This window comes from Nonomuraea indica (assembly GCF_002850745.1).
Lineage (GTDB): Bacteria > Actinomycetota > Actinomycetes > Streptosporangiales > Streptosporangiaceae > Nonomuraea > Nonomuraea indica.
The window spans coordinates 337099-359885 of the sequence record NZ_KZ559473.1 but is presented as its reverse complement, the minus strand read 5'-3'; the positions used below and the strand labels follow the sequence as shown (position 1 = coordinate 359885).

Annotated in this window: 18 protein-coding genes and 1 tRNA gene; 10 read left to right on the top strand and 9 right to left on the bottom strand. The window is 72.6% G+C overall.

The genetic code is table 11. The features are described 5' to 3' along the window. Nucleotides 1-1193 (top strand): nucleotide disphospho-sugar-binding domain-containing protein (locus CXR44_RS41050; protein WP_144070049.1); only part of this gene is annotated, 1193 nt, incomplete at its 5' end. Here CXR44_RS41050 and CXR44_RS22240 read toward each other — a convergent pair. Together CXR44_RS22240 and CXR44_RS22235 are read right to left on the bottom strand one after the other, a co-directional pair. Continuing rightward, the gene (locus tag CXR44_RS22240) at nucleotides 1147-2439 is read right to left on the bottom strand and encodes an activator-dependent family glycosyltransferase (protein WP_101788004.1); all 1293 of its coding nucleotides are present in this window, start codon (nucleotides 2437-2439) and stop codon (nucleotides 1147-1149) included. The genes CXR44_RS41050 and CXR44_RS22240 overlap by 47 nt on opposite strands. Nucleotides 2440-2658: 219 nt before the next feature. Further along, nucleotides 2659-5709, bottom strand: coding sequence for a helix-turn-helix transcriptional regulator (locus CXR44_RS22235; RefSeq protein WP_101788003.1), 3051 nt, complete (start codon nucleotides 5707-5709; stop codon nucleotides 2659-2661). A gap of 275 nt (nucleotides 5710-5984) precedes the next feature. Between CXR44_RS22235 and CXR44_RS22230 the strand changes: the two genes are divergently transcribed. From CXR44_RS22230 to CXR44_RS22210, 5 genes are all read left to right on the top strand, one after another. Continuing rightward, nucleotides 5985-6737 carry an NAD-dependent epimerase/dehydratase family protein gene (locus tag CXR44_RS22230; protein ID WP_101788002.1) on the top strand — a complete coding sequence of 251 codons (753 nt, stop codon included), beginning with the start codon at nucleotides 5985-5987 and terminating at the stop codon, nucleotides 6735-6737. A 51-nt stretch (nucleotides 6738-6788) separates the two neighbouring features. Further along, nucleotides 6789-7349 (top strand): GNAT family N-acetyltransferase, encoded by a 561-nt coding sequence (locus CXR44_RS22225; protein WP_144070045.1) that lies wholly within the window; start codon nucleotides 6789-6791, stop codon nucleotides 7347-7349. A 39-nt stretch (nucleotides 7350-7388) separates the two neighbouring features. Further along, nucleotides 7389-7682 carry a hypothetical protein gene (locus CXR44_RS22220; RefSeq protein ID WP_245899318.1) on the top strand — a complete coding sequence of 98 codons (294 nt, stop codon included), beginning with the start codon at nucleotides 7389-7391 and terminating at the stop codon, nucleotides 7680-7682. A 101-nt stretch (nucleotides 7683-7783) separates the two neighbouring features. Continuing rightward, nucleotides 7784-9136 (top strand): nucleotide sugar dehydrogenase, encoded by a 1353-nt coding sequence (locus tag CXR44_RS22215; RefSeq protein ID WP_101788000.1) that lies wholly within the window; start codon nucleotides 7784-7786, stop codon nucleotides 9134-9136. A 50-nt stretch (nucleotides 9137-9186) separates the two neighbouring features. Then, complete coding sequence (locus CXR44_RS22210; RefSeq protein WP_101787999.1) at nucleotides 9187-9897, top strand: class I SAM-dependent DNA methyltransferase; 711 nt, start codon at nucleotides 9187-9189, stop codon at nucleotides 9895-9897. A 9-nt stretch (nucleotides 9898-9906) separates the two neighbouring features. Here the strand turns inward: CXR44_RS22210 and CXR44_RS22205 are convergent, their stop codons facing one another. Next, a complete protein-coding gene (locus tag CXR44_RS22205) occupies nucleotides 9907-11223 on the bottom strand; it encodes an activator-dependent family glycosyltransferase (RefSeq protein WP_101787998.1) in 1317 nt (438 codons plus the stop codon). Nucleotides 11224-11691: 468 nt separating this feature from the next. On the opposite strand from CXR44_RS22205, the gene CXR44_RS22200 reads away from it, so the two are divergent. Genes CXR44_RS22200 through CXR44_RS22190 form a run of 3 tightly spaced genes read left to right on the top strand, consistent with a single transcriptional unit; the run spans nucleotide 11692 to nucleotide 15879 of the window. Next, a complete protein-coding gene (locus CXR44_RS22200; protein ID WP_245899317.1) occupies nucleotides 11692-12309 on the top strand; it encodes a flavoprotein in 618 nt (205 codons plus the stop codon). Nucleotides 12310-12334: 25 nt separating this feature from the next. Next, nucleotides 12335-14932: a class III lanthionine synthetase LanKC gene (gene lanKC / locus CXR44_RS22195; RefSeq protein ID WP_245899327.1), complete on the top strand. Its 2598-nt coding sequence runs from the start codon at nucleotides 12335-12337 to the stop codon at nucleotides 14930-14932. After that, nucleotides 14929-15879, top strand: coding sequence for an ATP-binding cassette domain-containing protein (locus CXR44_RS22190; protein ID WP_101787995.1), 951 nt, complete (start codon nucleotides 14929-14931; stop codon nucleotides 15877-15879). The genes lanKC and CXR44_RS22190 overlap by 4 nt, the downstream gene beginning before the upstream one ends. An 84-nt stretch (nucleotides 15880-15963) precedes the next feature. Here the strand turns inward: CXR44_RS22190 and CXR44_RS22185 are convergent, their stop codons facing one another. From CXR44_RS22185 to CXR44_RS22170, 4 genes are read right to left on the bottom strand one after another with little or no spacing between them, the layout of a single operon-like run. Then, on the bottom strand, nucleotides 15964-17307 hold the full coding sequence (locus CXR44_RS22185; RefSeq protein WP_101787994.1) for a DUF4407 domain-containing protein: 1344 nt from the start codon (nucleotides 17305-17307) through the stop codon (nucleotides 15964-15966). Next, nucleotides 17300-18271 (bottom strand): hypothetical protein, encoded by a 972-nt coding sequence (locus tag CXR44_RS22180; protein ID WP_144070044.1) that lies wholly within the window; start codon nucleotides 18269-18271, stop codon nucleotides 17300-17302. The genes CXR44_RS22185 and CXR44_RS22180 overlap by 8 nt, the downstream gene beginning before the upstream one ends. A gap of 9 nt (nucleotides 18272-18280) precedes the next feature. Next, entirely contained in the window at nucleotides 18281-20344 is a 2064-nt protein-coding gene (locus CXR44_RS22175; protein WP_101787992.1) for a hypothetical protein, read from the bottom strand. Further along, entirely contained in the window at nucleotides 20341-21102 is a 762-nt protein-coding gene (locus tag CXR44_RS22170) for a hypothetical protein (protein WP_101787991.1), read from the bottom strand. Before CXR44_RS22170 ends, CXR44_RS22175 begins: the two co-directional genes overlap by 4 nt. A gap of 269 nt (nucleotides 21103-21371) precedes the next feature. Here CXR44_RS22170 and CXR44_RS22165 point away from each other — a divergent pair, with 269 nt between their 5' ends. After that, nucleotides 21372-21833, top strand: coding sequence for a Pycsar system effector family protein (locus CXR44_RS22165; RefSeq protein WP_101787990.1), 462 nt, complete (start codon nucleotides 21372-21374; stop codon nucleotides 21831-21833). On the opposite strand, the gene CXR44_RS22160 is transcribed toward CXR44_RS22165, so the two are convergent. Next, a complete protein-coding gene (locus tag CXR44_RS22160; RefSeq protein WP_101787989.1) occupies nucleotides 21823-22542 on the bottom strand; it encodes a Crp/Fnr family transcriptional regulator in 720 nt (239 codons plus the stop codon). The two genes, CXR44_RS22165 and CXR44_RS22160, sit on opposite strands and share 11 nt — an antisense overlap. Nucleotides 22543-22703: 161 nt before the next feature. Then, nucleotides 22704-22777, bottom strand: a tRNA-Lys gene (locus tag CXR44_RS22155). Nucleotides 22778-22787: the final 10 nt, after the last annotated feature.

Sequence of the window (22787 nt, the reverse complement as noted above, 5' to 3'; positions counted from 1 at the left end):
CCACGTTCGCCGCTCCGGTGGCGGCGCGGGCGTGCGGGGCCGCGCACGTCCGCCTCCTGTGGAGCGTGGATCTGTTCGCGCGGATGCGGGGGTTGTTCCTGGAGCTGATGGCGGGCCGGCCGGCCGGGGAGCGGGAGGACGTGCTGGCCGACTGGCTGGGCGGGCATCTGGGCCGGTTCGGCGAGCGGTTCGCCGAGGACGTGGTGTGCGGGCAGTCCACGATCGACTACCTGCCGGCGTCACTACGCCTGCAGCCGGACGGGCCGGGCACGAGCGGGGTGGGCACGAGCGGGGTGGGCACGAGCGGGGTGGGCACGAGCGGGGGGGGCACGAGCGGGGTGGGCACGAGCGGGGGGGGCACGAGCGGGGTGGGCACGAGCGGGGGGGGCACGAGCGGGGTGGGCACGAGCGGGGGGGGCACGAGCGGGGTGGGCACGAGCGGGGGGGGCACGAGCGGGGTGGGCACGAGCGGGGGGGGCACGAGCGGGGTGGGCACGAGCGGGGTGGGCACGAGCGGGGTGGGCACGAGCGGGGTGGGCACGGGTGCGGTGGGCACGGGTGCGGTGGAGTACGTGCCGATGCGGTACGTGCCCTACAACGGCCGCGCCGTGGTGCCGGGCTGGCTGCGGGTCCCGCCGCGACGGCCCCGGGTCGCCCTCACCCTCGGCAGCTCGTGGACCACGCGCCTCGGCCGGTACGCCGTCCCGGTCCAGGACATCCTGGACGCCCTGTCCGGGCTGGACGTCGAGGTCGTCGCCACCCTCTCGGCCAAACAGCAGGCCGAGCTGACGCGGGTGCCGGGCAACACCCGGCTGGCCGAGTACGTGCCGCTGCACGCGCTCGCGCCGACGTGCCAGGTGGTCATCAACCAGGGTGGTCCCGGCACCGTCTGCACCACCGCCGCGTACGGCGTGCCGCAGCTCGTCCTCCACTACGACTGGTTCGACGAGCCGCTGCTCGCGCGCGGGCTCGTCCGGGCCGGGGCCGGCGCGGCCGTCCCCAGCGGCGAGGTGACCGCGGCCGGCGTGCGCGAGCAGGTCGTACGGCTGCTGGGCGACCCGTCCTTCGCCGAGGGCGCCGGCCGGCTGCGCGCGGAGATGGCCGCCATGCCGGCTCCGAACGACATCGTCCCCCGGCTGGAGAAGCTCACCGAGGAGCACCGGCGGGCGTCCGGCTCCGGCGCTCCTCGGTGAGCCGTTCCAGCTCCGGCACCACCTCGTTCGGGCTGGGCATGGCCAGCGCCTCCGCGCGCAGCCGCCGGGCCGCCTCGGCGAAGGAGGGGCCGGCCAGCAGCCGTTCGAGGCCGGCGCGCACGTGCGCGGCGGTCGTCTCGCCCTCGGCCAGCGCGAGCCCGGCGCCCTGACGGGCGACGGCCCGGGCGAGCAGAGGCTGGTCGAGCGGGTTGGGCAGCATGAGTTGCGGCACGCCGCAGGCCGTCAGCGTGGCCAGGGTTCCCCACCCGCCGTGGTGCACGACGGCGGCGCAGGTCGGCGCGAGCGCGTGCAGCGGCGCGTAGCCGACCAGACGGACGTCGGCCGGGACCCTCGTCAGCTCGGCCTGCTGCTTGGCCGAGAGGGTGGCGACGACTTCGACGTCCAGCCCGGACAGGGCGTCAAGCAGGGCCTGGCCCGTCCCCATGCGCTCGTCCTGCCGGCTCGCGGCCGAGATCCCCATGGTCAGCGCCACGCGCGGGCGCTCCGGTGGCCGTCGCAGCCAGTCCGGGACCACCGAACGGCCGTTGTAGGGCACGTACCGCATCGGCACGCGCGGGACGTCCGCGCCGAAGCCCGGCCGCAGCGAGCCGGGAACGCAGTCGACGGTGAGCTGGCCGCAGGCCAGGTCCTCGGAGAACCGCTCGCCGTACCGGGCCAGGCGCCCGCCCAGCCACTCCGCCAGCGGGTCCTCCCGCGTCTCCGGCGGCTGCTCGTCCCGCAGCCGCAGGAAGTGGCCCCGCATGAGCGCGAACTTGTCGGCGCCCCACACCAGCCGGGCGTGCGCGGCGCCGGTCACCTTGGCCGCGACGGCTCCCGCGAAGGTCACCGGCCCCCAGATCACCAGGTCCGGCCGCCACTCACGGCAGTAGGCGACCAGGTCGTCGATCATGGGGTCGTTGACCATCCGCCACCACCAGGGCACCACCTGGCGGTAGCCGTCCCTGACGTACTCCCAGGTGATCTCCTCGGCCGGGCGGCCTGCCCGGCCGAAGAGCGGCGCCCGCTCCCCCAGCCCGTCGACCACCTGGTACGCGTTCATCACCCGCCAGAGATCGTGGTCCCTGCCCACGGGCACCGCGGTCAGGCCGCTCCCGGCCACGGCGTCGGCCAGCCGGGGCTGGCTGGCGACGCGCACCTCGTGGCCGGCGGTGCGCAGCGCCCATCCGACGGGCACCATGCCCTGCAGGTGGGCGTTCTCCGCGATGGTCGCGACGACGACGCGCATCGCGCCTCCCTTCGACTCGTGGGACTCGCCTCGCGGCGCCCCGACCCGCGACTCCCCGACGCACAAGACCCGGCCCGCGACGCCCTGCGTGGGGCCCGACTCGCGACGCCCGACTCGCGACGCCCGGCTCGCGACGCCCGGCGTGGGCCCCGACTCGCGACGCCCTGCGTGGGGCCCGGTTCACGAGGCCCGGCTCGCGAGGCCCGGTGGGGCGGGCGGTCACGCGCGCGGGGTCCGGGAGTGCAGCCTCTCGGCCAGCCCTGCCCTGCCGTTGACGTCGAGCTTCCGGTAGATGCGGGTGAGGTGCTGCTCCACGGTGCTCACCGTGACACCGAGCGACTCGGCGATCTCCCGGTTCAGGTATCCCTCGGCGGCCAGGGACGCCACCCGGTGCTCGGCGTCGCTGAGCAGCGGGCTGGTCTCGTAGGCCGTCTCAGGAGGGTACGGGGTGACGTCGCCGTCGCGGGACACCTCGCTGAGCGCCAGCGCCCGCCGCAGCGGTTCGGCCCGGCACTCGGTGGCCAGGCGCAGCGCCCGCCGCCGCGCCTGGCGGGCCCGTGCCCGCCCGCCCAGCGCCTGGTGGGCGTGGCCGAGGTCGGCCAGCACACGGGCCGTGCCCAGGCGGTCGCCGCAGCCCTCCAGCAGCGTGAGCGCCTCCGTCAGCAGCGGCACCCGCTCCGCCGGGTCCCCCAGCGCCGCCAGCAGCCGCAGCGCCGTGCCCCGTACGCGGGCCGAGGCCGCCGCCGGCTCCCGGAGCTGCTCCTCCAGGAGTTCGAGGCAGCGGTCGCGGCGGCCGATCCGCAGCTGCGCCTCGGCAGCCCCGAGCCGCCACCTCGGGAACACCGGCAGGTCGGTCCCCCACCTGCTCATCAGCTCGCCGCAGGCCAGGAAGTCGTCGAGGGCGGCGTGCGGCCTGCCCGTCGCCAGGTGGTAGTGGCCGCGCGCGTCCAGGTAGTGCAGCCCGAACCGCGTCAGGAACAGGGCCTCCGGGACGGGCCGGCCGAGGTGGTGCGCGGCCAGGTCGTAGCTGCCCATGCCGGTCGCCGCCTGGACGAGCGTGGCCACCGGCATGCCGACGGCCACACCCCAGCTCCGCGGCGGCAGACGGCTGATCGCCCAGCTCGCGTGCCGCTTCGCCAGGGGCAGCCGGCCCTGGCGGACCGCGATCTCCGCCCGCAGCGCGGTCAGCAGGGCGCGCCACGTCGGCGCCCGCCGCCTCGCCGCCTCCTCGATCGCGCGGTCGCACCACACGGCCGCCCGGTCGGCGGCGTCGGAGCACATCAGCGCCAGCAGCGCCGCCTCCACCGCCGGAAGCGTCTCGTCGTCGAGGCGCGCCCCGCGCAACACCCTCTCCGCCTCGGCCACCGCCTCCCCCCGCGCGGCGACGGAGACGACGCGACCGGGCGCCACCACGGCAGAGGCGACCAGGCCGGACCCCGCCCCGGCACGACCGGCGGGGCCGGAACCCGCCACCGCACGACCGACGGAGCCGGAACCCACCCCGGCACCGCCATCCAGGCGGGAACCCGCGCCGGCAGGACCGATGAGGTCGGAATCCGCCGTGGCAGGGTCGGCGGGGCCGGGGGACGCCATGGCAGGGGAGCTCGCGTCCGGCGCTGGTTCGGCCGGTGGGAGGCCGGCCAGCAGTGAGGGGCACACGTTCGACAGCCACTCACGCGTCGCCGTCAGGCCGGACTCGCCGGCCTGGTCGGCGAGCGAGGCCAGCGTCTGCCCCGCCTCGTGCAGCCGCCCGTGCCACAGCAGGGCGCGCACCACGTCGCCCGCCTCGCGCCAGGGGAGGCTGCCCTCGCGAAGCGCCGCGGCCAGCATCGTCAGGTGCCGGTCGGCGGTGGCGGGATTGAGCCGCCACCCGGCCCGGGCCAGCATGAGCGTCGTCTCCGCCCGTTGCGCGTCGTCGGCGCAGGCCCGTACCGCCAGGTTGAGGCAGTCGACGGCGAACTCCGCCTCGTCGTCCAGCAGCGCCTGCGCCGCCGCCTCCTGGAGCAGCGGGACCACCCACGGGTCCGGCGCGTGCAGGGCCGCCACCAGGTGCCTGGCGATCGCGGTGCGGGATCCTCCATGGTCGCGCAGCAGCTTGGCGGCCCGCCGGTGCATGGCCGCGCGTTCCCGCGGGTCCATGTCGCCGAGTACGGCCCGGCGCGCCTCCTGGTCGCGGAACCGTCCGGCGCGCAGGACGCCGATCCGGTCGAGTTCGTCCAGCGCCAGGCCGGCCGAGGCCGGGTCGATGCCGAGCAGCCGGTGGAGATGGTCCGGGCCGTCCTCGTCGAGGACCGCGACCGCCCGGCCGGCCCACAACCCTGTGGGCCGGCCTCGGTGCAGGCAGGCGAGCACCGCCCCGGCATAGGCATCCACCCTCGGCCGGTCACCGTCCCGGTCACCGAACCGGTCGTCGCACGGGTCACGGCGCCCGGCTCGATCGCCGGACCGATCACCGGACCGATCACCGGACCGGTCGCCGGGCCGATCACCGGACCGATCACCGGGCCGGTCGCCGGGCGCGTCACGGCCGGTGGCGCGGGCTGTCCGGACGTCCTCGGCGAAGGCGCGCACCAGCGCCGGATTGCCGCCGGTCAGCTCCCAGCACGCCGCCACCAGCCCGTCACCGGCGTCCGCCACGTGCCGGCGGAGCAGGGACGCGACCCCGTCACGGGTCAGCGCGGAGAGCTCGACCCGGTGGCCGTGCGGGTGCCCGAGCAGCTCGATGTCGATGGCCTCCAGCAGCCGCCGGGGCCTGGCCGGTTCGGCCAGCGCGATGACGACGCGTGTCCGCTCCACCCGGCGGGCGACGTACAGCAGGCTCTGCAGCGACGCCGCGTCCCCGTGGTGCGCGTCGTCCACGGTGATCAGGATCGGCCGGCGCCCGGCCAGGCGGGCGATCGCCGACCACAGCCGGCGCAGCAGCCGGGACTGCGCCGGCGAGCCGAGGACGGGCAGGGTCCACGTCAGGGACAGGGCCTCGTCCATCAGGGCCGGCAGCGGGCCGAGCAGGTCGCCGTCCGGCCCGGCCGGGGCGGGGAAGAGCTGGCCGAGCAGCCCCATCGGCAGCATGTTCTCGGCCCGCGACCCGAGGGCGCCCAGGGTCAGGAAGCCGGCCGCCCGTGCCCGCGCCGCCCACTCGCGCAGCAGCGCGGTCTTGCCGCTGCCGGCGAAGCCTCTGATCGAGACCAGGCCGCCCCTGCCGGCCCGGCAGCCGGCGAGCACCGACTCCAGCCGGGCGAGGGCGTCATCGCGTTCGGTGAGATCGGTCATCGTGGTGCGTCAGCCCTTCGGACGGCACAATAACGCCGAGGCCCCGTCACCGCACGGGCGCGTTTCGCCCGGACGCCGTCCGACGGGGTCGCCCATTATCACCCGTGGCGCCGCATGTTTCTGTCCCGCCAGCGGGACGCCGACGGGATTCATTACTCGGCGCGGCGCGAGCACGGCTTTGTATTACTCCGCGGCGACATGTTCTCATCTCGTACGGCGAGGCCCGCACCGCGGGCTTCGCAGGTGCATTTCCGGTTGAAAGGCGGTTCGCGGCAGTGGAGATCATCGGGAACGGCTTCCTGGCGAAACACCTGCGTCCGCTCGGCCACCGGCACCCCGGGGTGACCGTGCTGGCCGCCGGCGTGCCCCGCCAGGACCTGCCGGAGTCCGAGCACGCTCGCGAGGTGGCGCTGGTCGAGCAGGCGATCCGCGACTGCCGCAAGCAGGACCACAAGCTGGTCTTCTTCTCGACCGCCAGCATCTACGGCGGCGGCCGCGACTGCCGGGGGCGCGAGGACCAGCCGATGGCCCCGCTGACCCAGTATGGCCGGCACAAGCTGGGGCTGGAGGCGCTCATCCGTGACTCCGGCGTCCGCCACCTGACCCTGCGGCTGTGCTACATGCTGGGCCCGTACGCGCCGCCGTTCAGGCTGATCCCGTCGCTGATCACGCAGATCCTGTCGGGGTCGGTGCGGGTCTACCAGGGCGCCTACCGTGACCTGCTGCACGTGTCCGACGCCGTGATGATCATCGACAGGCTCCTGGAGACCGGGATCGAGCAGGAGATCGTGAACGTCGCCTCGGGCGACTGCGTGCGCGTCGAGCTGATCGTGGACCATATCGAGAAGCGGCTCGACGTGAGCGCCGAAAGAGATTTCGCCGGGCTCGGGACGGCCCACTGCCTCTCCGTGGAGAAGCTCCACGGAATTATTCCGGAGCTGGCCGGCATGAACTTCGGGCCGGGCTATTACCAGCTCGCCATCGATCGGTATCTTCGGGAATCCGGGCACCTGCCGGGTGACGCCTGAAAATCCCGGTCCCGTTGAATCAGAGTTCGAATCAACAAGGGGCGGCGAACCATGCTCATTCCCCATGTCATGACGCGGCGCACGTCGCTCGTCCCGGTCGACCCGGTGGTCGCCGGGCCGGAGGTGCGGCGGGTCCTCGATCGCGAGGGGCTCGGCCGGTTGCCCGACCTGGACGCCTTCCTGGCCACCAGCACGGACGATCCGGCGCAGACGGCCGCCCAGTTCTTCATCGTCCGGGCCGGCACCGAGGACAAGGTCGGCTTCGCCTCGATGACGCATCTCGACACGGAGCTCGGCCAGGTGCGCGTCGACGTGGTCACCGACCCGCTGAGGACCGAGTTCGGCATCAGCCTGGAGGCGACGATGCTCGTGGTGAACCACGCGTTCGCCACCTGGGCCATCGGCAAGATCTACTTCTGTGCCACGCCACGGAACTTCGACACCCTGGCCGCCTTCCCCGCCATGATCACAGAGGAGGCGGAGCCTCCCGCTCAGCTGCGCGATCTCGGTACGGCCCACAGCCTGCGGGTGCTGTCGATCCACCGCGACCGGTGGGAGAAGTACGGCACCAGGTTCCTCGACCGCCTGGTGAAGAGCCCGGTCGGCCGTTGACGGCCCGGCGACGAGAAGCGAAGACCTGACGAAGGGGACATGAGGGAGATGCTCGAGATCGAGCGGAACGAACTGATCACGCAGATCAAGGTCCAGGCGATGACGATCCTGATGTTCACCTCCAGCGAGCCCGAGTTCGAGCTGCCCGAGCCCAGCAAGATGGACGACCTCGACTCGTTCTCGGTCGTGCAGCTCATCCTCACGCTGGAGGACATCTACGACGTGCGCCTGCTGGAGGACATGCAGCAGTTCGAGGGCAAGACCTTTGACGACCTGGCCGACTTCGTCGCGCTGCGCATCTCCCAGGACGGCCAGGCCGTTCCCCCCGCCTGATCCGGCGGCGCACCCGCCCGCGGACGCCCCGCGGGCACACCGATCACGAAGGCGTGACATGAACCGACACATCACCCGTGCGACGAGATTCGGGGGCTGACATGCGCTTCCTGCCGGACTGGGAGAGCATCACGGTGTCCGTCATCGGTCTGGGCTACGTCGGGTCGTGCGTGGCCGCGACCCTGACCGACCAGGGCATCCGCGTGGTCGGCGTGGACAACGACGAGACCCTGGTCGCGGAGCTGGCCGCCGGGCACTGCCGGTTCCGCGAACCGGGCCTGCCCGACCTGCTCGCCCGCGGAATCGCCTCCTCCCTCCTGAGCGTCACGACCGACTACGACGCCGTGTCCTCGACCGACATCGTCATCGTGGCGGTCGGCACCCCGGTACGGCCCGACGGCACCCTGGTGGACACCCAGCTCCGCGGCGCCTGCGAGGAGCTGGCCCGGCGGATCAGGCCCGGCCAGCTCGTGGTCTTCAAGAGCACCGTCCCCGTGGGCACCACACGCGGGCTCGTGGCGCCGCTGCTGCAGGGCTCCGGGCTGTCCTGCGGCGCCGACTTCGGCCTGGCCTTCTGCCCGGAACGCCTGTCCGAGGGCGTCGCGCTGAGCGAGTTGCGCCGCTTCCCCATCGTCATCGGCGGCTGGTGCCAGGACAGCGTCGACGCCGCCGCGGTGTTCTGGCAGAAGAGCATCGGGGTGGACGTGGTGCCCTGCGGGTCCATCGAGGCCGCGGAGCTGGTCAAGCTGACGAACAACTGGTGGGTCGACCACAACATCGCCCTGGCCAACGAGCTCGCCCAGGTCTGCGCCAGGTCCGGCGTCGACGTGCTGGAGGTCATCGCGGCGGCCAACTCCATCCCCAAGGGCGAGGGCAGCGTCAACGTCCTCCTGCCGAGCGTCGGGGTGGGCGGCTCGTGCCTGACCAAGGATCCGTGGATGCTGTGGCGCTCGGCCCGCGAGCTCGGCGTCGAGCTGCGCACGATCCCCGTCGCCCGGACGGTCAACGACTCCATGCCCGGGTTCACCGTGCGGCTCGTCGTCGAGGAACTGGCCAAGCTGGGCAAGAGCCCCGAGACGGCCACGGTCGCCGTGCTGGGGCTGGCGTTCAAGAACGACACCGGTGACCTGCGGGCCACCCCGGTCGCGCCGGTCGTGGCCGCGCTGCGGCAGGCGGGGGCACAGGTCAGGCTGTACGACCCGCTCGTGGAGGCCGGGGAGACCGAGAAGACCTTCGGGTCGGGCCAGGCGGAGTCCCTGGCCGAGGCGGTCCGTGACGCCGACTGCGTCGCCGTGCTGGCCAGGCACAAGGAGTTCGACGCCGTGGACTTCGCCGAGGTCCGCCGCGCCGCGGCCCCTTCGTGCGTCGTGGTGGACGGGCGGGCCTACTACTCGCGGGACATGATCGGCCGGCTTCGGGAGCTGGGCTTCGCCTACCGCGGGATCGGGCGCTAGGCGCGACGGGACACGGCCGCCCGACGCCGGCCGGGAAAGCCGAGGAGCAGATGTACCCAGCGGAGCTGGCGGAGAGCTACAACCGGGTCTACCTGGGCCGGGGCAAGGACTACGCGGGCGAGGCCGCCGACGCCGTCCGGTGGATCCGGCGCCACGCGCCCGGCGCCGCCTCGCTGCTCGACGTGGCCTGCGGCACCGGCAACCACCTGCGCTTCTACGCCGAGGCGTTCGACGAGGTGGCGGGCATGGACCTGTCGCAGGACATGCTGGCCGTGGCGAAGGAGTCGCTGCCCGGTGTGCCGCTGCACCTGGGCGACATCCGCGACTTCGACCTCGGCCGCACCTACGACGCCGTCTCCTGCCTGTTCGCCGTCGGCCACCTGCAGTCGGCCGAGGAACTCGACGCGGCCCTGGCACGGATGGCGGCGCACGTGGTCCGCGGCGGCGTGGTGGTGGTCGAGCCGTGGTGGTCCCCCGACACGTTCGACGCCCGGCACGTCTCCGCCGAGCTGTTCGACGACCGTCAGCCCGTACTGGCCCGCATGTCCCACTCGGTGCGCACCGGCCGCAGGGTCCGCACCGACGTGCACTGCATGGCCGCCCACCCGGAGGCCGGGGTGCGCCATTCGTCGCACAGCTTCGAGCTGACGCTGTTCACCCGGGAGGAGTACGAGGCGGCGTTCACGCGGTGCGGGCTGTCGCCCGTACACGTCGAGGGCTCGCCCTGGGACTGCGGGCTTCTCCTCGGCGTACGGGCCTGACCCGGCCCGTCACGAGACGGCGCGTCGCCGCGACGGACCTCCGTCGGCGGGGCGGGCGGCTCCGCCCCCGCGGTGAAGGGCCGTGAGCCGCTCCAGCTCCGCGACGACGTCGTTCGGCGCCGGCATGGCGGTCATCTCGTCCCTCAACCGCTCCGCTCCCCGGCGCAGGTCCGGTTCCCCGAGGAGCCGCAGCAGGTGGTCGCGGGTGGTCTCCTCCGTGACGTCGTCACTCGGGATCATCAGCGCCATGCCCTGGTCGGCGAGCCCCCGGGCGACCAGCCGGTCGTCGAGCAGCCGGCGCGGCAGGATGAGCTGCGGCACCCCGTGGACCGCCGCCGTGCACACGGTTCCCGGCCCGCCGTGGTCGATCACGGCGGAGCAGGTGGGCATCAGCGCGTGCAGCGGCACGAACGAGACCAGCCGGGTGTTGGGCGGCACGCTCGCCAGTTCGGCCCGCTGCCGCGGCGGCACGGTGGCGACGACCTCGACGTCGAGGTCGCCCAGCGCGTCCAGCAGTCCCTGCATGGAGACGGCGTAGCGGCCGAGCCGCTCGGTCGCCGACAGCCCCAGGCTGAGGCAGACCCGCGGCCGTTCGGGCGGCAGCCGCAGCCACTCGGGGACGACGGCCCGTCCGTTGTACGGGACGTACCGCATCGGGACGTAGTGCAGGCCGTCGGCCCGGCCCAGCGAGGCGGGCATGTGGGTGACGGTGAAGTGGCCCCGGGTCAGCTCCTCCTCGAACCGGCCGCCGAGGCGCTCGGCCTGCGCGCCGAGCCACCGGGCCAGCACGTCCTCCCGCCGACCCGGCGGCTGCTCGGCCAGCAGGCGCAGGAACCGCTCGCGCATCCACCCGAAGAGGTCCACGCTCCACAGCACCCGCGCGTGGGCGGCGCCCGAGGCCTGGGCCGCGACCGCCCCGGCGAACGTCCCCGGCTCCCAGAGCACCAGGTCGGGCTCCCAGCGCAGGCAGAAGTCGGTCAGGTCGTCGACCATCGGGCCGTTGACGGTACGCCACCACCACGACACCACCTCCCGGTATCCCCAGGTGAGGTCCTGCCACGTCAGGTCGTCCGGCCAGCTCTCCCCCATGTCGAAGAACCCCGACCCCTCCTCCTCGCCGAACCGCCGCGCCCACTCGCGGTGGCGGTACAGGGTGTGGTCGCGGCCCACGGGGACCACGGTGAGCCCCGTGTCGGCGACGGCGTCGGCCAGCTCGGGCTGGGTCGCCACCCGCACCTCGTGGCCGGCCGTGCGCAACGCCCAGCCCAACGGCACCATGCTGAGGAAATGCGTCTTCTCGGCGTAGGAGACCAGGAGCACCCGCATGTGTTTTCCTCCGCACGCGTGGAAAGGGAAAAAGCGCGGCGGACGGCTTCCCGCCGTTGTTCGGTGATACGCGGGGGGAAATGCCGAGCCGGTGCCCGCGCCGTCCCGCGGGCATGTCCGTGACGGTAGGCAGCGATGTCCTCGCACGCAACGCGGCAGCGTGGCGGGGCGATCCGGCGTCCCGCCGGCGAGACGGCGGCACCGGCCGGAACACCGTCGAAACGGCGGCACAACGGCGGAGAAAAAGCGACGGAATGGCGGGACAATCGCGGTCCCGTTCCCCGGCGGACGCCCCATCATTGACGGCCACCCGCCCCGAAACTAACGTGCCACGGGATGCGGAATTCAAGCGGGCGAGCAGTCGCGAACTGATTCGCCATGTCTGAGGGAAAGGCCGATGTCCTGTCGCGAGGGCCGCCACCACGTCGTCCGCGGGCGCCCCGGCGCCGTCACCAGCGGGAGCTCCAGGTGACGAAGCCCCGCCGCGTCCCCGAGCTGGGCGCGGAGCGCCTGCTGATCGTGGGCACGGGCGCCATCGCCGCGATGCACCTGCCGTCCTGGCTCACCTGGCTCACCACCTCCTACCCGGAACTCCAGGTACGGGTGGTCCTCACGCGCAGCGCGGAACGGTTCGTCAGCCGCGAGGCGCTCAGCGTGCTGATCAGGGGCGAGGTCAGCGCCGACCGCTGGCCGGACGAGCCCGGTCCCGAAGCGCTCCACGTGCGCCTCGCCGAATGGAGTGAAGCGGTCGCCGTCTACCCGGCCTGCCTGAACTACGTGTCCAGGCTGGCGCTGGGCCTGGCCGACACGCCCTCGCTGCTGGCCCTGCAGTGCACGGCCGCGCCGATCGGCGTCGCGCCCTCGCTGCCGCCGGGCGCGCTGGACAACCCCACCGTCCGCGCCCACCTCGACACGCTGGCCGAGCGGCCCAACGTGGTGGTGGCGCCCACCCTTCCCGCGATCAGCGCCACGACCCGGCGGGCGGACGCCGCGGGCGCGCCCCCGCTGTGGGCGCTGATCGACCTCATCGAACGGCTGCGCCGGAGCCTGGCGGCCGGCGCGGCGCCGCCCGCCGGCGTCGTGTGACACGCGGAGGCAGTGCTTGAACGACATGGTGCAGTACTACACACTGGCCGACCCGCTGTTCTACGAGGACGCCACCCGCTGGTCGGCCGGCGCCGGCCACCTGGGGCAGGCGGCCTTCGGCGTCTCCGCGCGGCCTGTCCCCGACGGCTGGACCCGCAGGCGGCGCACCGTCTGGGAGTCGCTCGAACCCGTGGGCCACACCTCGCCGGAGCAGGGCTGGAAGATCCACGTCTCGGCGACGCTGGAGAACGCCGACCGGCTCTGCACCGCCGTCTGGGACTACTGCGTCGAGCACGAGGTGCCGTTCAAGCACCTCATCGACCGCAACATGCTGCTGGTCTTCAACGCGAAGTACACCCCGCGCGGCACCAGCGGCAAGCTGATCACGGTCTATCCCCCGCCCGAGCGCTTCGCGGCCGTCGTCACCGACCTGGCGGAGCTGACCAGGGGCGAGCGGGGCCCGTACATCCTCAGTGATCTGCGCATCGGCGACGGCCCCGTGTACGTGCGGTTCGGCGGCTTCGTCCGGATGCGGTGCGTGGACGAGAACGGCCGGATCACGATGGGCATCCGGCGGCCGGACGGGGTGCTGGTCCCCGACCGGCGCACGCCCTCGTTCGCGCCACCCGACTGGGTGGAGATCCCCGAGGTGCTCCGGCCGCACCTGGAGGCGCGCCGGGCCGCCACCGCGCACGCCCCGCCGTACCGGGTGGAACGGGCGCTGCACTTCTCCAACGCGGGCGGCGTGTACGTGGCGACCCGGAAGACCGACGGCCTCCGGGTGGTGCTGAAGGAGGCGAGGCCGCACACCGCGATCGACAACAACCACCTCGACGCCCCGGCGCGCCTGCGCGCCGAGTGCCGGGCGCTGCGCGCGCTGGCGGGCGTGCGGGGGGTGCCCGCGCTGTACGACGAGTTCGTCCTGGACGGGCACCACTTCCTCGTCCAGGAGTACGTCGAGGGCGACCCGCTCGCGGTCTGGATCGCGCTGAACCACCCGTGGGCGACCATGGCCGAGCCGGAGCCGGACGACCTGGCCGCCTACACACGCAAGGCCCTGCGGATCGTCGAGTCGCTGGCCGCCGTCCTCGACGAGCTGCACGGCCGGGGCGTGGTCTTCGGCGACCTGCACCTGGGCAACGTCATGGTCATGCCGGAGGGCACGGCCGCCCTGGTGGACTTCGAGCTGGCCTTCGACGCCGCGCGCGAGGGGTGGCGGCCGGGGCTCGGGGCCATGGGGTTCGTCGGGAAGGGCAGGCAGGGGGCGGAGCTGGACCGGTACGCGCTCAGCGCCGTCATGCTGGCGATGTTCCTGCCGTTCAGCAAGATCCACGCGCTTCAGCCCGGCAAGGTCCACCAGCTCGTCCGGGTCGTCACGCGGGACTTCCCGGTGCCGGCCGGCTGGGCGGAGACCGTCCTGCGGGAGCTGGCCCCGGCCGGGACCGGCCTACGGGAGCCGGCCGCGCCCGCCGACGCCGGGACCTACGGCCGCTCCGGCGAGCCGGAGGACCCGCTGCCCGACTGGCCGGCGATGTCGAAGAGGGTCGCCGCGGGCATCCTCGCCTGCGCCACCCCCGAACGCGAGGACCGGCTGTTCCCCGGTGACGTCCAGCAGTTCACCTCCGGTGGCCTGTCGTTCGGCTACGGCGCGGCGGGGGTGCTGTGGGCGCTGGACGTGACCGGGCACGGCCACCACCCGGACCACGAGCGGTGGCTGCTGCGCGCCGCCGAGCGCGCGGAGTTCCCCTGTCCGGGCTTCTACGACGGCGTCGCGGGCATCGCCTACGCGCTCGACCACCTCGGGCACGCCGACGCGGCGGCCGGCCTGCTCCAGCGGCACCCGCCGCCCGACCGGGCGGGCGTCTCGCTGGCCTCCGGGCTGGCCGGGATCGGCGGCGCGTACCTGCATCTGGGCCTGCGGTGGGGCGACCGGGACCGGGTCCGTGCCGCGCTCGCCATCGCCGAGCGGCTGGCCCGCGCCGTATCGGACGCGACGGTCGGAGGCGGGGCCGTCGGGGGCGGGGCCGTCGGGGGTGGGACCGCGCCGCCCGCCGGGCTGATGCGCGGCTGGTCGGGCGTGGCGCTGTTCCTGCTGCGCGTGTACGAGCACACCGGCGACCGGGCCTGGCTCGACTCGGCCGTCCGGGCGGTGCACCGGGACCTCGACGCCTGCGTGACCAGCTCGCACGGCGCGCTCATGGTCGAGGAGGCGGGCGCGCGGCTGCTGCCGTACCTGGAGACCGGCAGCGCGGGCATCGCGCTGGTGATCGACGAGCTGCTGCCGCACACCGGCGACGCCAGAGTCCGGGAGAGCCTGCCCGGCCTGCTGCGCGCGTGCACGCCGTGGCTCGCCGTCCAGTCCGACCTGTTCCGCGGCAAGACGGGGCTGCTCCTCACCCTCGCCCGGCTGGGCCGGCCGGGCTGGGAACGCCACCGCGAGGTGCTGGCCTGGCACGCCATCGAGTATCGCGGCCACCTGCTCTTCCCCGGCAACCTCGGCTACCGCCTGTCCACGGACCTGGCCACGGGGTCCGCCGGCGTGCTGCTCGCCCTGGCGGGCGATGCCGGTGGAGACCTGCCGTTCCTGCCGTTCTTCTCGCGCCGGCCGACGGGCGCGCCGTGACCGGCCCGGCGATCGCCGTCGAGCGCCTGACCAAACGTTACGGCGACGTCGAGGCCGTGCGGGGCATCGACTTCGAGGTGGCGGACGGCGAGGTCTTCGGCTTCCTCGGTCCCAACGGCGCGGGCAAGTCGACCACGATCAACATGCTGTGCACGCTGCTCACGCCCACGTCGGGGCGGGCGTCGGTGGCGGGCCACGACGTGGTCGCCCGGCGCGACCGGGTGCGCCGGTCCCTCGGCCTGGTGTTCCAGGAGTCCACGCTCGACGGGTACCTCACCGCCGTCCAGAACCTCCGCTTCCACGCCGACCTGTACGGCGTGCCGCGCGCCGCCGCGACCGAGCGGATCGGCAGCCTGCTGGAGCTGGCCGGGCTGTGGGAGCGCCGGGACGACCTGGTCTCCACCTTCTCGGGCGGCATGAGGCGCCGCCTGGAGATCGTCCGCGGCCTGCTGCACACCCCGCGTGTCCTCTTCCTCGACGAGCCCACGATCGGGCTGGACCCGCAGACCCGGGCGGCGATCTGGGACCACGTGCACGAGCTGCGGCTGCGGGAGCGCATCACCGTCTTCCTCACCACGCACTACATGCAGGAGGCGGAGCACTGCGACCGTGTCGCGATCATGGACCACGGGGCCATCGCCGTGATCGGCGCCCCGGACGCGCTGAAGTCCGCGGTCGGTGAGGACCGGCTGTGGATCCGCACCGCCGACGACGGGGCCGCCGAGGCGGCGCTGCGCGAGCGGTTCGGCCTGGAGGCGGCGCGGCAGGGCGACGCGCTCACGTTCACGGTGCCGGAGGGCGAGTCCTTCCTGCCCCGGCTGATCGCCGGGCTGGGCGTCCCGATCAGCTCGGTCCAGTTCGCCAGGCCGACCCTGGAGGACGTCTTCCTCGCCCACACCGGCACCACCATCAGAGACGCCGCCACCCCCGCCGGCATCGCCCCTTAGCCGCCGTGGGCCGCACATTCCTGGAGGGTCGCAGGCGCCCCGCACGTACGTGGTGACGGGCGCCTGCCCCAGCCCTCCCCGGTGTCAGGGCGCGTGTTGGAACGGCACGAGCCGCGAGCCGTTCACCCCGGTGTTCTGCCCCTCGTCACGCAGCAGCTCGCTCGTGCGATCGCTGACCATCCGCCGTACCTGCGAGCGCATCTCAGCCTGGTGGCGCCGCCTGCTCAGCTCGAGCTGCTCGGCCCGCCGGTGCCGTGCCTCCGCCCGCTCGGCCCGGCGCAGCTCCAGCTCGCCGACCTCGCCTTCCTCCTCGGTCTCGACCCATTCGCGGTGCACGCGCTCCGCCTTCCGGTTCTCGGCGTCCACCAGCCGGTCGTAGACGCTCGTCCCACCCATGATCTTGACCAGGACGGGCAGGCAGTCGATGAGCAGGAGCAGCAGCCGCAGCAGCCAGGTGAACCCCCACAGGAACGCGTCCTCACCGGTGAGCCGGTCCAGCGCCTTCTTGCGTTCCAGGAGCCCGATGGAGGCCGATCCAGCGGGGAGGGCAGCGACCCGCTCATCGATCGCCGCGGCCACCTGGTGGGAGTATCCCGAGGTCATCGCCGTCACGCTGCGCTGCCGGGCAGCGATGTCGGCTCGGAGCTGGTCGAGTTCGGTCCTCTTGTCGGCGATGCCCCTATCGCGCCGGAAGTCCGCCGCGGTCTTGTACGCCTCGCGGCAGCGGGGACCATAGCCCTCCAGACCGGAGGTGACGTTGGGCATGGGCGTCCCGTTACATTCGGCCGTGGCCAGCCGCGCGAGGCGGGTGTGTTCGGTGCTGAGTCGCTGAAGCTCCTTCGTCTGCCTGTCGCGCCGTCTCTCCAGCTTCGCCAGCTCGCCCACCTGCTCCGCCGGAGTGACCCGGAGCAGGGTCGTCCCCGCGCCGCACTCTCCGGCGGGCGGCCGCTGCGGCGGCGTCGGGTTGCACCTGATGAGGGTGTCCTTGAGCGTACTCCTGGCTGCCTCCCGCTCGTCCTTGACCTGCTGGACCACGGCCGTCTCGAAGAACCTGAGCACCAGCGGCTCGGCGATGACCAGGCCGAGTACGGTGGCCACCGCCAGCCGGGGAAGCAGCATGAGCAGGCGGCGCTGCCACATGACGCTCACCGTACTGATGAGCCACCGGTCCAGGTTCAGCACGGTCAGTGACCAGATCGCGACGGGGATCAGCAGCAGGATGTGCGCCTCCCCCAGCATCTGGCTGAGGAAGAACCACATCGACAGGCCGGCGATGACCGAGGTGCTGATGACGACGCCGCCCAGACCGGTGTAACGCATGCGTTCGTGGGGCACCCGGTCGAGCAGCCGCTCGTCGGCTCCCGCCACCCGCCGCAACCACCGGCCCCCGGCGAGCCTGGAGCCGGGGCGGCGCCTGGTCTCAGTCATCGTCGTCCTCGATGTCCAGCGGCCGCGGCCGGTCCAGCTCGCCCGGCGACGGCCAGTCCCCGACCGGCGCTGCGGTGCTGAACAGCCGGTCGGCCGCCTCCGTCCCGACCGTCAGACGCGCGTGTTCCTGGATGTAGACGCGGACATCCACCGGCACGAAGTCCAGTGCGCCCGCAGGCAAGGACTTGATCATGTCGATCAGCTCCTTCTTGCGGTGCTCCTCGTCCTCGCGCTGCATGGCCAGGGCCTCTCCCACGTGCACGTGACCCCGGCTGAGGCCCAGCGCGGTGGTGGCGGTGCTCCCCTGGGTGAGGATCGTCACGAGCCGGTCGACGTCCTGGTTCTCGATCGCGGCGGCCAACTCGAGAGCCTGCCCCCTGCGCCTGATGGTCTTGAGCTCCATGGCGTGACCCCTGACGTCGTCCGGCATCCGCACGTCCACCGCTGCGAGCTTGACCTTCAGGCCCGGAACATCCGGTGGGATGATCTCCACGTAGGCCTTGACCATGGCCGCCAGCTTCGGCCTCAGCAGGTGGATCTCCTCGATCGGGTGCCGGAGCCCGGCCGACAGCAGGTCCGCGTTGTCCATGAGGTGCCTGGCGAGTTCCTCGACGGCATTCACATGGTGCTCGACCACCTTCTCCGGATGAATGACGGCGCAGGTGAAGGTGGCCTCCAGCGGGAACTCGTGAGCCAGGTCGGACGAGGGGATCGCCAGCGACACCGGCACGGAGCGGGTCCGGACGTCGACCACACTGACGGACACGGCGTTGGCGACCTCGTCCTCCGCCCCCATCAGGTGGCGGCGCTCGGTGAATGCCCGGTAGCCGCCGGACACCTCGAACACCAGAACGCTGCCCGGCTCCGGTACTGGCAGCTCGCCCGGATCGCGACGAGCACCGCGCAGAAAACGGCGCTGAGCGGGACGCAGGGCCCGCTCAGCGAGGATCGGATAGGGGGACACGGTTCTCCTTCACAGTCGGGAGGGGGCCCGCCGGTTCCCGGCGGTCAGCAAGGTCTGTACGAGCCGGCGGCCCAGCCGGGGGTCGCCGCCATCGATCAGGGCGTGCCGCAGGCATTCCCTGATCAGCGCGTCATGCTCTGGCGGAAGGGCGGCCCACAGGATCGTTCCGAGTTCCATGACCGCCGGGAGCACGGCCGTCTCGCCGTCGAGCGCGGCCAGGGCCCGCCGCAGCGACTCGATGGCCTGGCCGCGGTGGTGGGAACTGCGCAGCACGAGCGCCCACAGCCGGCCGAGGGGCTTGGCGGCCGCGGGCTGGGTGGCCAGCACATGCGCGGCCAGCGGTTCGACACCGTCCAGGCGGGTGGCGGCGAGCGTGTCGACCACGGCGCCGAAAGCGACCCGCGTGGAGCGTGTCCCGGTGACGCCGAGCTCGGCTGTCGCGAGCCGGACCAGGACGCGGAGCACGGTCACGGCCTCGTGGCCCCGCTCACCCGCCTGCCGGAACAGCAGCTCGAGCGAGCGACGGGCCATGTCACTGATCCGCTGCCCGCGGAGGGTCAGGTGCCAGAGCCAGTTGAGCGCGTCGGTGGGGTAGCGGACCGACAGCCCGCCGCTGAGGGCGATGGCAGCGGTCATCGCCCTGCTCTGACCGGCGTCGGTCACCCAGCTGAGCGTCATCTTCAGGGCTTCAGGAGCCAGCGTGTCGTCGGCGCACATGAGGGACAGCACGTTGGCGGCGGCCAGGCGTTCGGTCGCCTGTCCGTCGGCCCATCCGTCCAGGAACTCCTCGTTGACCTCCGGCAGGGCGACGCGGGCGAGCAGCGCGACGCCCGCCGCCGCCTGGATGTGCAGCTCGAAGTCGGCGTGTACGAGCGTGCGGATCCAGGCGCGCAACGGCTCCCAGAGCCCGAAGCCGTACCTCGCCGCCAGTTCTTCGATGACCCGCTCACGATGCCGGGCCCCACGGAAGATCACTCTGCGCTCCCGCGAGCCGCCGATTCCCTCCACGCAGGTGGTCACGAGGGGATGGCCGTCGCGCCAGGCCGCCCGCGTCTGTGGTTCCTCGTCGCTGGCGGGTGGCACGGCCGGGTCGCCGTCGTGCTCCCTCCGCATGACGGAGAGGCGGGCCAGTTCCTGCTCGAAGACCCGCTCGGGGACGCCGTAGGCGAACGAGAGCGCCGCGACGAGCATCAGGTCTTCCCGCCGCGGCTTGTCGTCGAACCAGTCGGCGACCTCGCTCCCCTCGTCCTCGGCCAGGACGTCGGCGACGGACCGGTCCCCGGCCGCGAGCCGCTCCACCAGGGCGATGATCTCCGCCGGGCTGCGCAGCTCGATCGCCCGCGCCCGCGCCGGCGCAATGTCCTGCTCGGTCCTGCCCGCCAGCGAGGGACCGGCGGCGATGTCGAACAACTCACCCGGGTCGGGCGCCCGCCAGGCCGACTCCGTCCTGGAGGTCCTGCGCGGCGTGCCGGTGCGGGTCAGGACGAGGTACGCACCGACACGAACCAGCTTCTCCGACAGCCGGGACAGCTCGAAGCGGCTGATCGCCGCGTCGACGCCGTCCGCACTCCAGTCGTGGATGAGGTAAGCGCGCCCCGGCTTGAAAATCGTCTGTGTCGCCAGGTCCACCAGGCTCCTGGCGGGTGAGAACACGGTGATGCGCCGGTCGGCGAGCGGCGTGCGCGACAGCAGCGCGATCGCGCCGAGCCGCTTGCCGATGTCCTCAGGGCCCACCAGCGTGACGAGGTGATCGCGGAGCAACGTGTCGTGCGCGTCGCGGAAGCCCTCGGGCTCGACGTAACGGCGGAGCAGAGCATCGATCTCAGCCCCCTCGATGGCGCGGGTCGTCGCATGCACGGCAGCACGCCGGCCTACGCCGAAGATCGAGCCGGAGGCGTCGGTGTGACCGAGGAAGTTGTTGATGACGGTCGCGCTCTGGTGAAGGGCACCGTCATCGACTTCGTCGGGCTCTTCCTCGCTGTCCTGGTCGGGCACCTCCCTGCCGGAGTCTTCCGTCTCGTCGTCCTCGGAGTCGGGCTCGGGCTCGGGCTCGGGCCCGACAGCGTCGGTCATGACCGCTCCCTCGTCACGCCGAAGACCGATCCGCGCGCGTCCACCACGTTGGCGTTCAGGTTAGTGATGACGTCCGCCTTCTGGTCGAACCGCGGCGGCAGAGCGGCGCCGGGCGGGGTCAGAAGGTTGGGGTGCCGCGGCGGCTCGGGGTCCCGCAGGAAGTCCAGGTCGCTGAGGTCCTCGCCAGGAGCCCAGACCCATGCATCACCGGAGAATTCCTTCTCCCGCACGCGTACTGGTAGGAATTGTTCGGTTTTGTGAGTCGTGTGCCCTTGGAGCACTGTTTCGCGGAAAACGCGGTCCGAGAGGATGAGAACGAGGTTCACCCTGTTTTTGACCTCAAGGACCCTCTTGAGCGGCGGCCAGTTCACCAAACGACTCACCTCAACCACGGCCTGACCGGCCAGTCCGTGCGCGGCCGGATAGGCGACTCCGTAATGCAGGGCCACCCTGAGCCGCACCCGCTCCTCTTCCGGGACTCCGGCGTTGTGGGCGGCGAGCGCCTGATTCAGCGCCATGACGTAATCGCCGGCCACCGCCGGCTCATGCTCGGTGCCGGGCAGGCAGGCGAGCTCCCCGTCGCCGCCCGGCTGGATCACCCACTCGATCCGCCGTAGACCCGCCTGACTCGCAGCCTGCTCCTGGACCTGCACCAACGTCCGCTGAACGGCCTCGTGCCGCTTGTCGGTCCCGCTGCCGTATCCCTTGACGTCGCTGGAGACGAGCAGCGCACGCCCGTATGTGTTGCTGTCGACCATGGTCCCCTCACCGTCCTCGCACCCGCACGCTTACGCGAGTGGAGACGAGTATGAGTCAGAGAATGCGATGAGATCCCGTATTAGTACGGCATCACGTGGGACAAGTCAAAAATAGTGCTAAAGCGTATTTTTACCTACCGCGCTAACGGCGCGATGTCATCCCATATGACTAGTCACCCACGAGCAAAGGGGCCATGATGCCGAACATTCTTCGGGGGCTAAATGGACGAGGCACCACAAAACCCTCAAGAGAGGATGTGGTGAATGCGATGGCGGCGGTGACCTCGTTCCAGGGCTTCGTCCAGCACGCCGACACCAAGGCGATCGCCCTCGTCGCCGCGCACATCGGCGGGATCACCATCATGGCCGCGCAGGGCGCGGCCGCGGGCGCCATGCTCGAACGCTCCATGCCCACCCCCGTCTTGGCCACCTGCCTGCTCGGCCTCTACGTCGTGGGCCTCATGGTCTCGGGTTACCGCCTGCTGGCGGCCATCCGGCCGACCACGGCGGCTCCGCTCATAGCCAGCCGCTTCTCGATCTCCGGAGCCACGGTGGTCACCCCTCGCCCGGACGACCTCCAGGACCAGTTCGCCGAGGCGTGGGAGTTGAACAGGCTGCTCTCGCGGATCGCGGAGGCCAAACACCGGCACATCCGCCGGGCCGTTCCGTGGACGTGCGCCACCCTCGCCACCACCGTCGCCTGGAACGTGTGCGTGCTCGTCACTGGCTGATCCGGCCGGTCTGCGTGCAACGGCGCAGGCCGTCGAGATCGACGATCACGATGCGCCGGTAGTGCGTCTCGATCAGCCCCGCCTGTCTCAGCGCGCGCAGCGCCTTGCCGATCGCGTCCTGCCGGGCTCCCACCATCTGGCCCAGTTCGTCATGCGAGAGCGGCACCCCCGGTTCAATTCCGCCCTCCGCCAGCAGGCCGTGCCGTTCGGCCAGTTCCACGAGCACCCGGGCCACCCGCACGGGCACCTCGAAGCCTGCGAAGTCCAGCCGCCGCCGATTCGCCCATTCCAGCCTATCGGCGATCATGCCGAGCATGGCAGCCCAGGTCTCCGGGCGTTCATGGAGGAAGGCTCGGAGCGATCGTTCGCCAATGCGATAGGCCCACAGCGGCGCGCAGGCCGTCACGGTTGCCGAGCGGGCGGCCCGGCGCACCAGCCCCATCTCTCCGACCAGGTCACCGCACACCCTGATGCCCAGAACGGCCTCCGTGCCGTCCTCCAGGGCGGCGGACACCTTGGCGCACGCCGATCCATGCCCGCGCGGCGCCGTCAGCAGGAAGACCTCCTGCCACCGTTCGTCGCCCTGCCGGATGAGGATGGCGCCCGGCTCGTAGTAACGCCTCTCTCCGATGGCGAGCAGCCGGCCGCGCGCCTCCTCGTCCAGGCTCGCCATTAAGGTGCCCCGCGGCCAACGCGACAGCGTCTCCATCCCCCCATCCTGCAGGGGCTGCGACGCCGGGCAAAGACCCCAGCCCGCCTCCCGGGGGGCGCAGGCCGCCTGAGGCCACTCCGACTGCGGGGCGCAACGCACGGGAGCAAGGTAGCGGACACGAAAAACCCCAGGTCGAAGACCTGGGGTTTTTCGGGCGGTGCGCCGCCAGGGACTCGAACCCCGGACCCGCTGATTAAGAGTCAGCTGCTCTGACCAACTGAGCTAGCGGCGCCTGCAACACG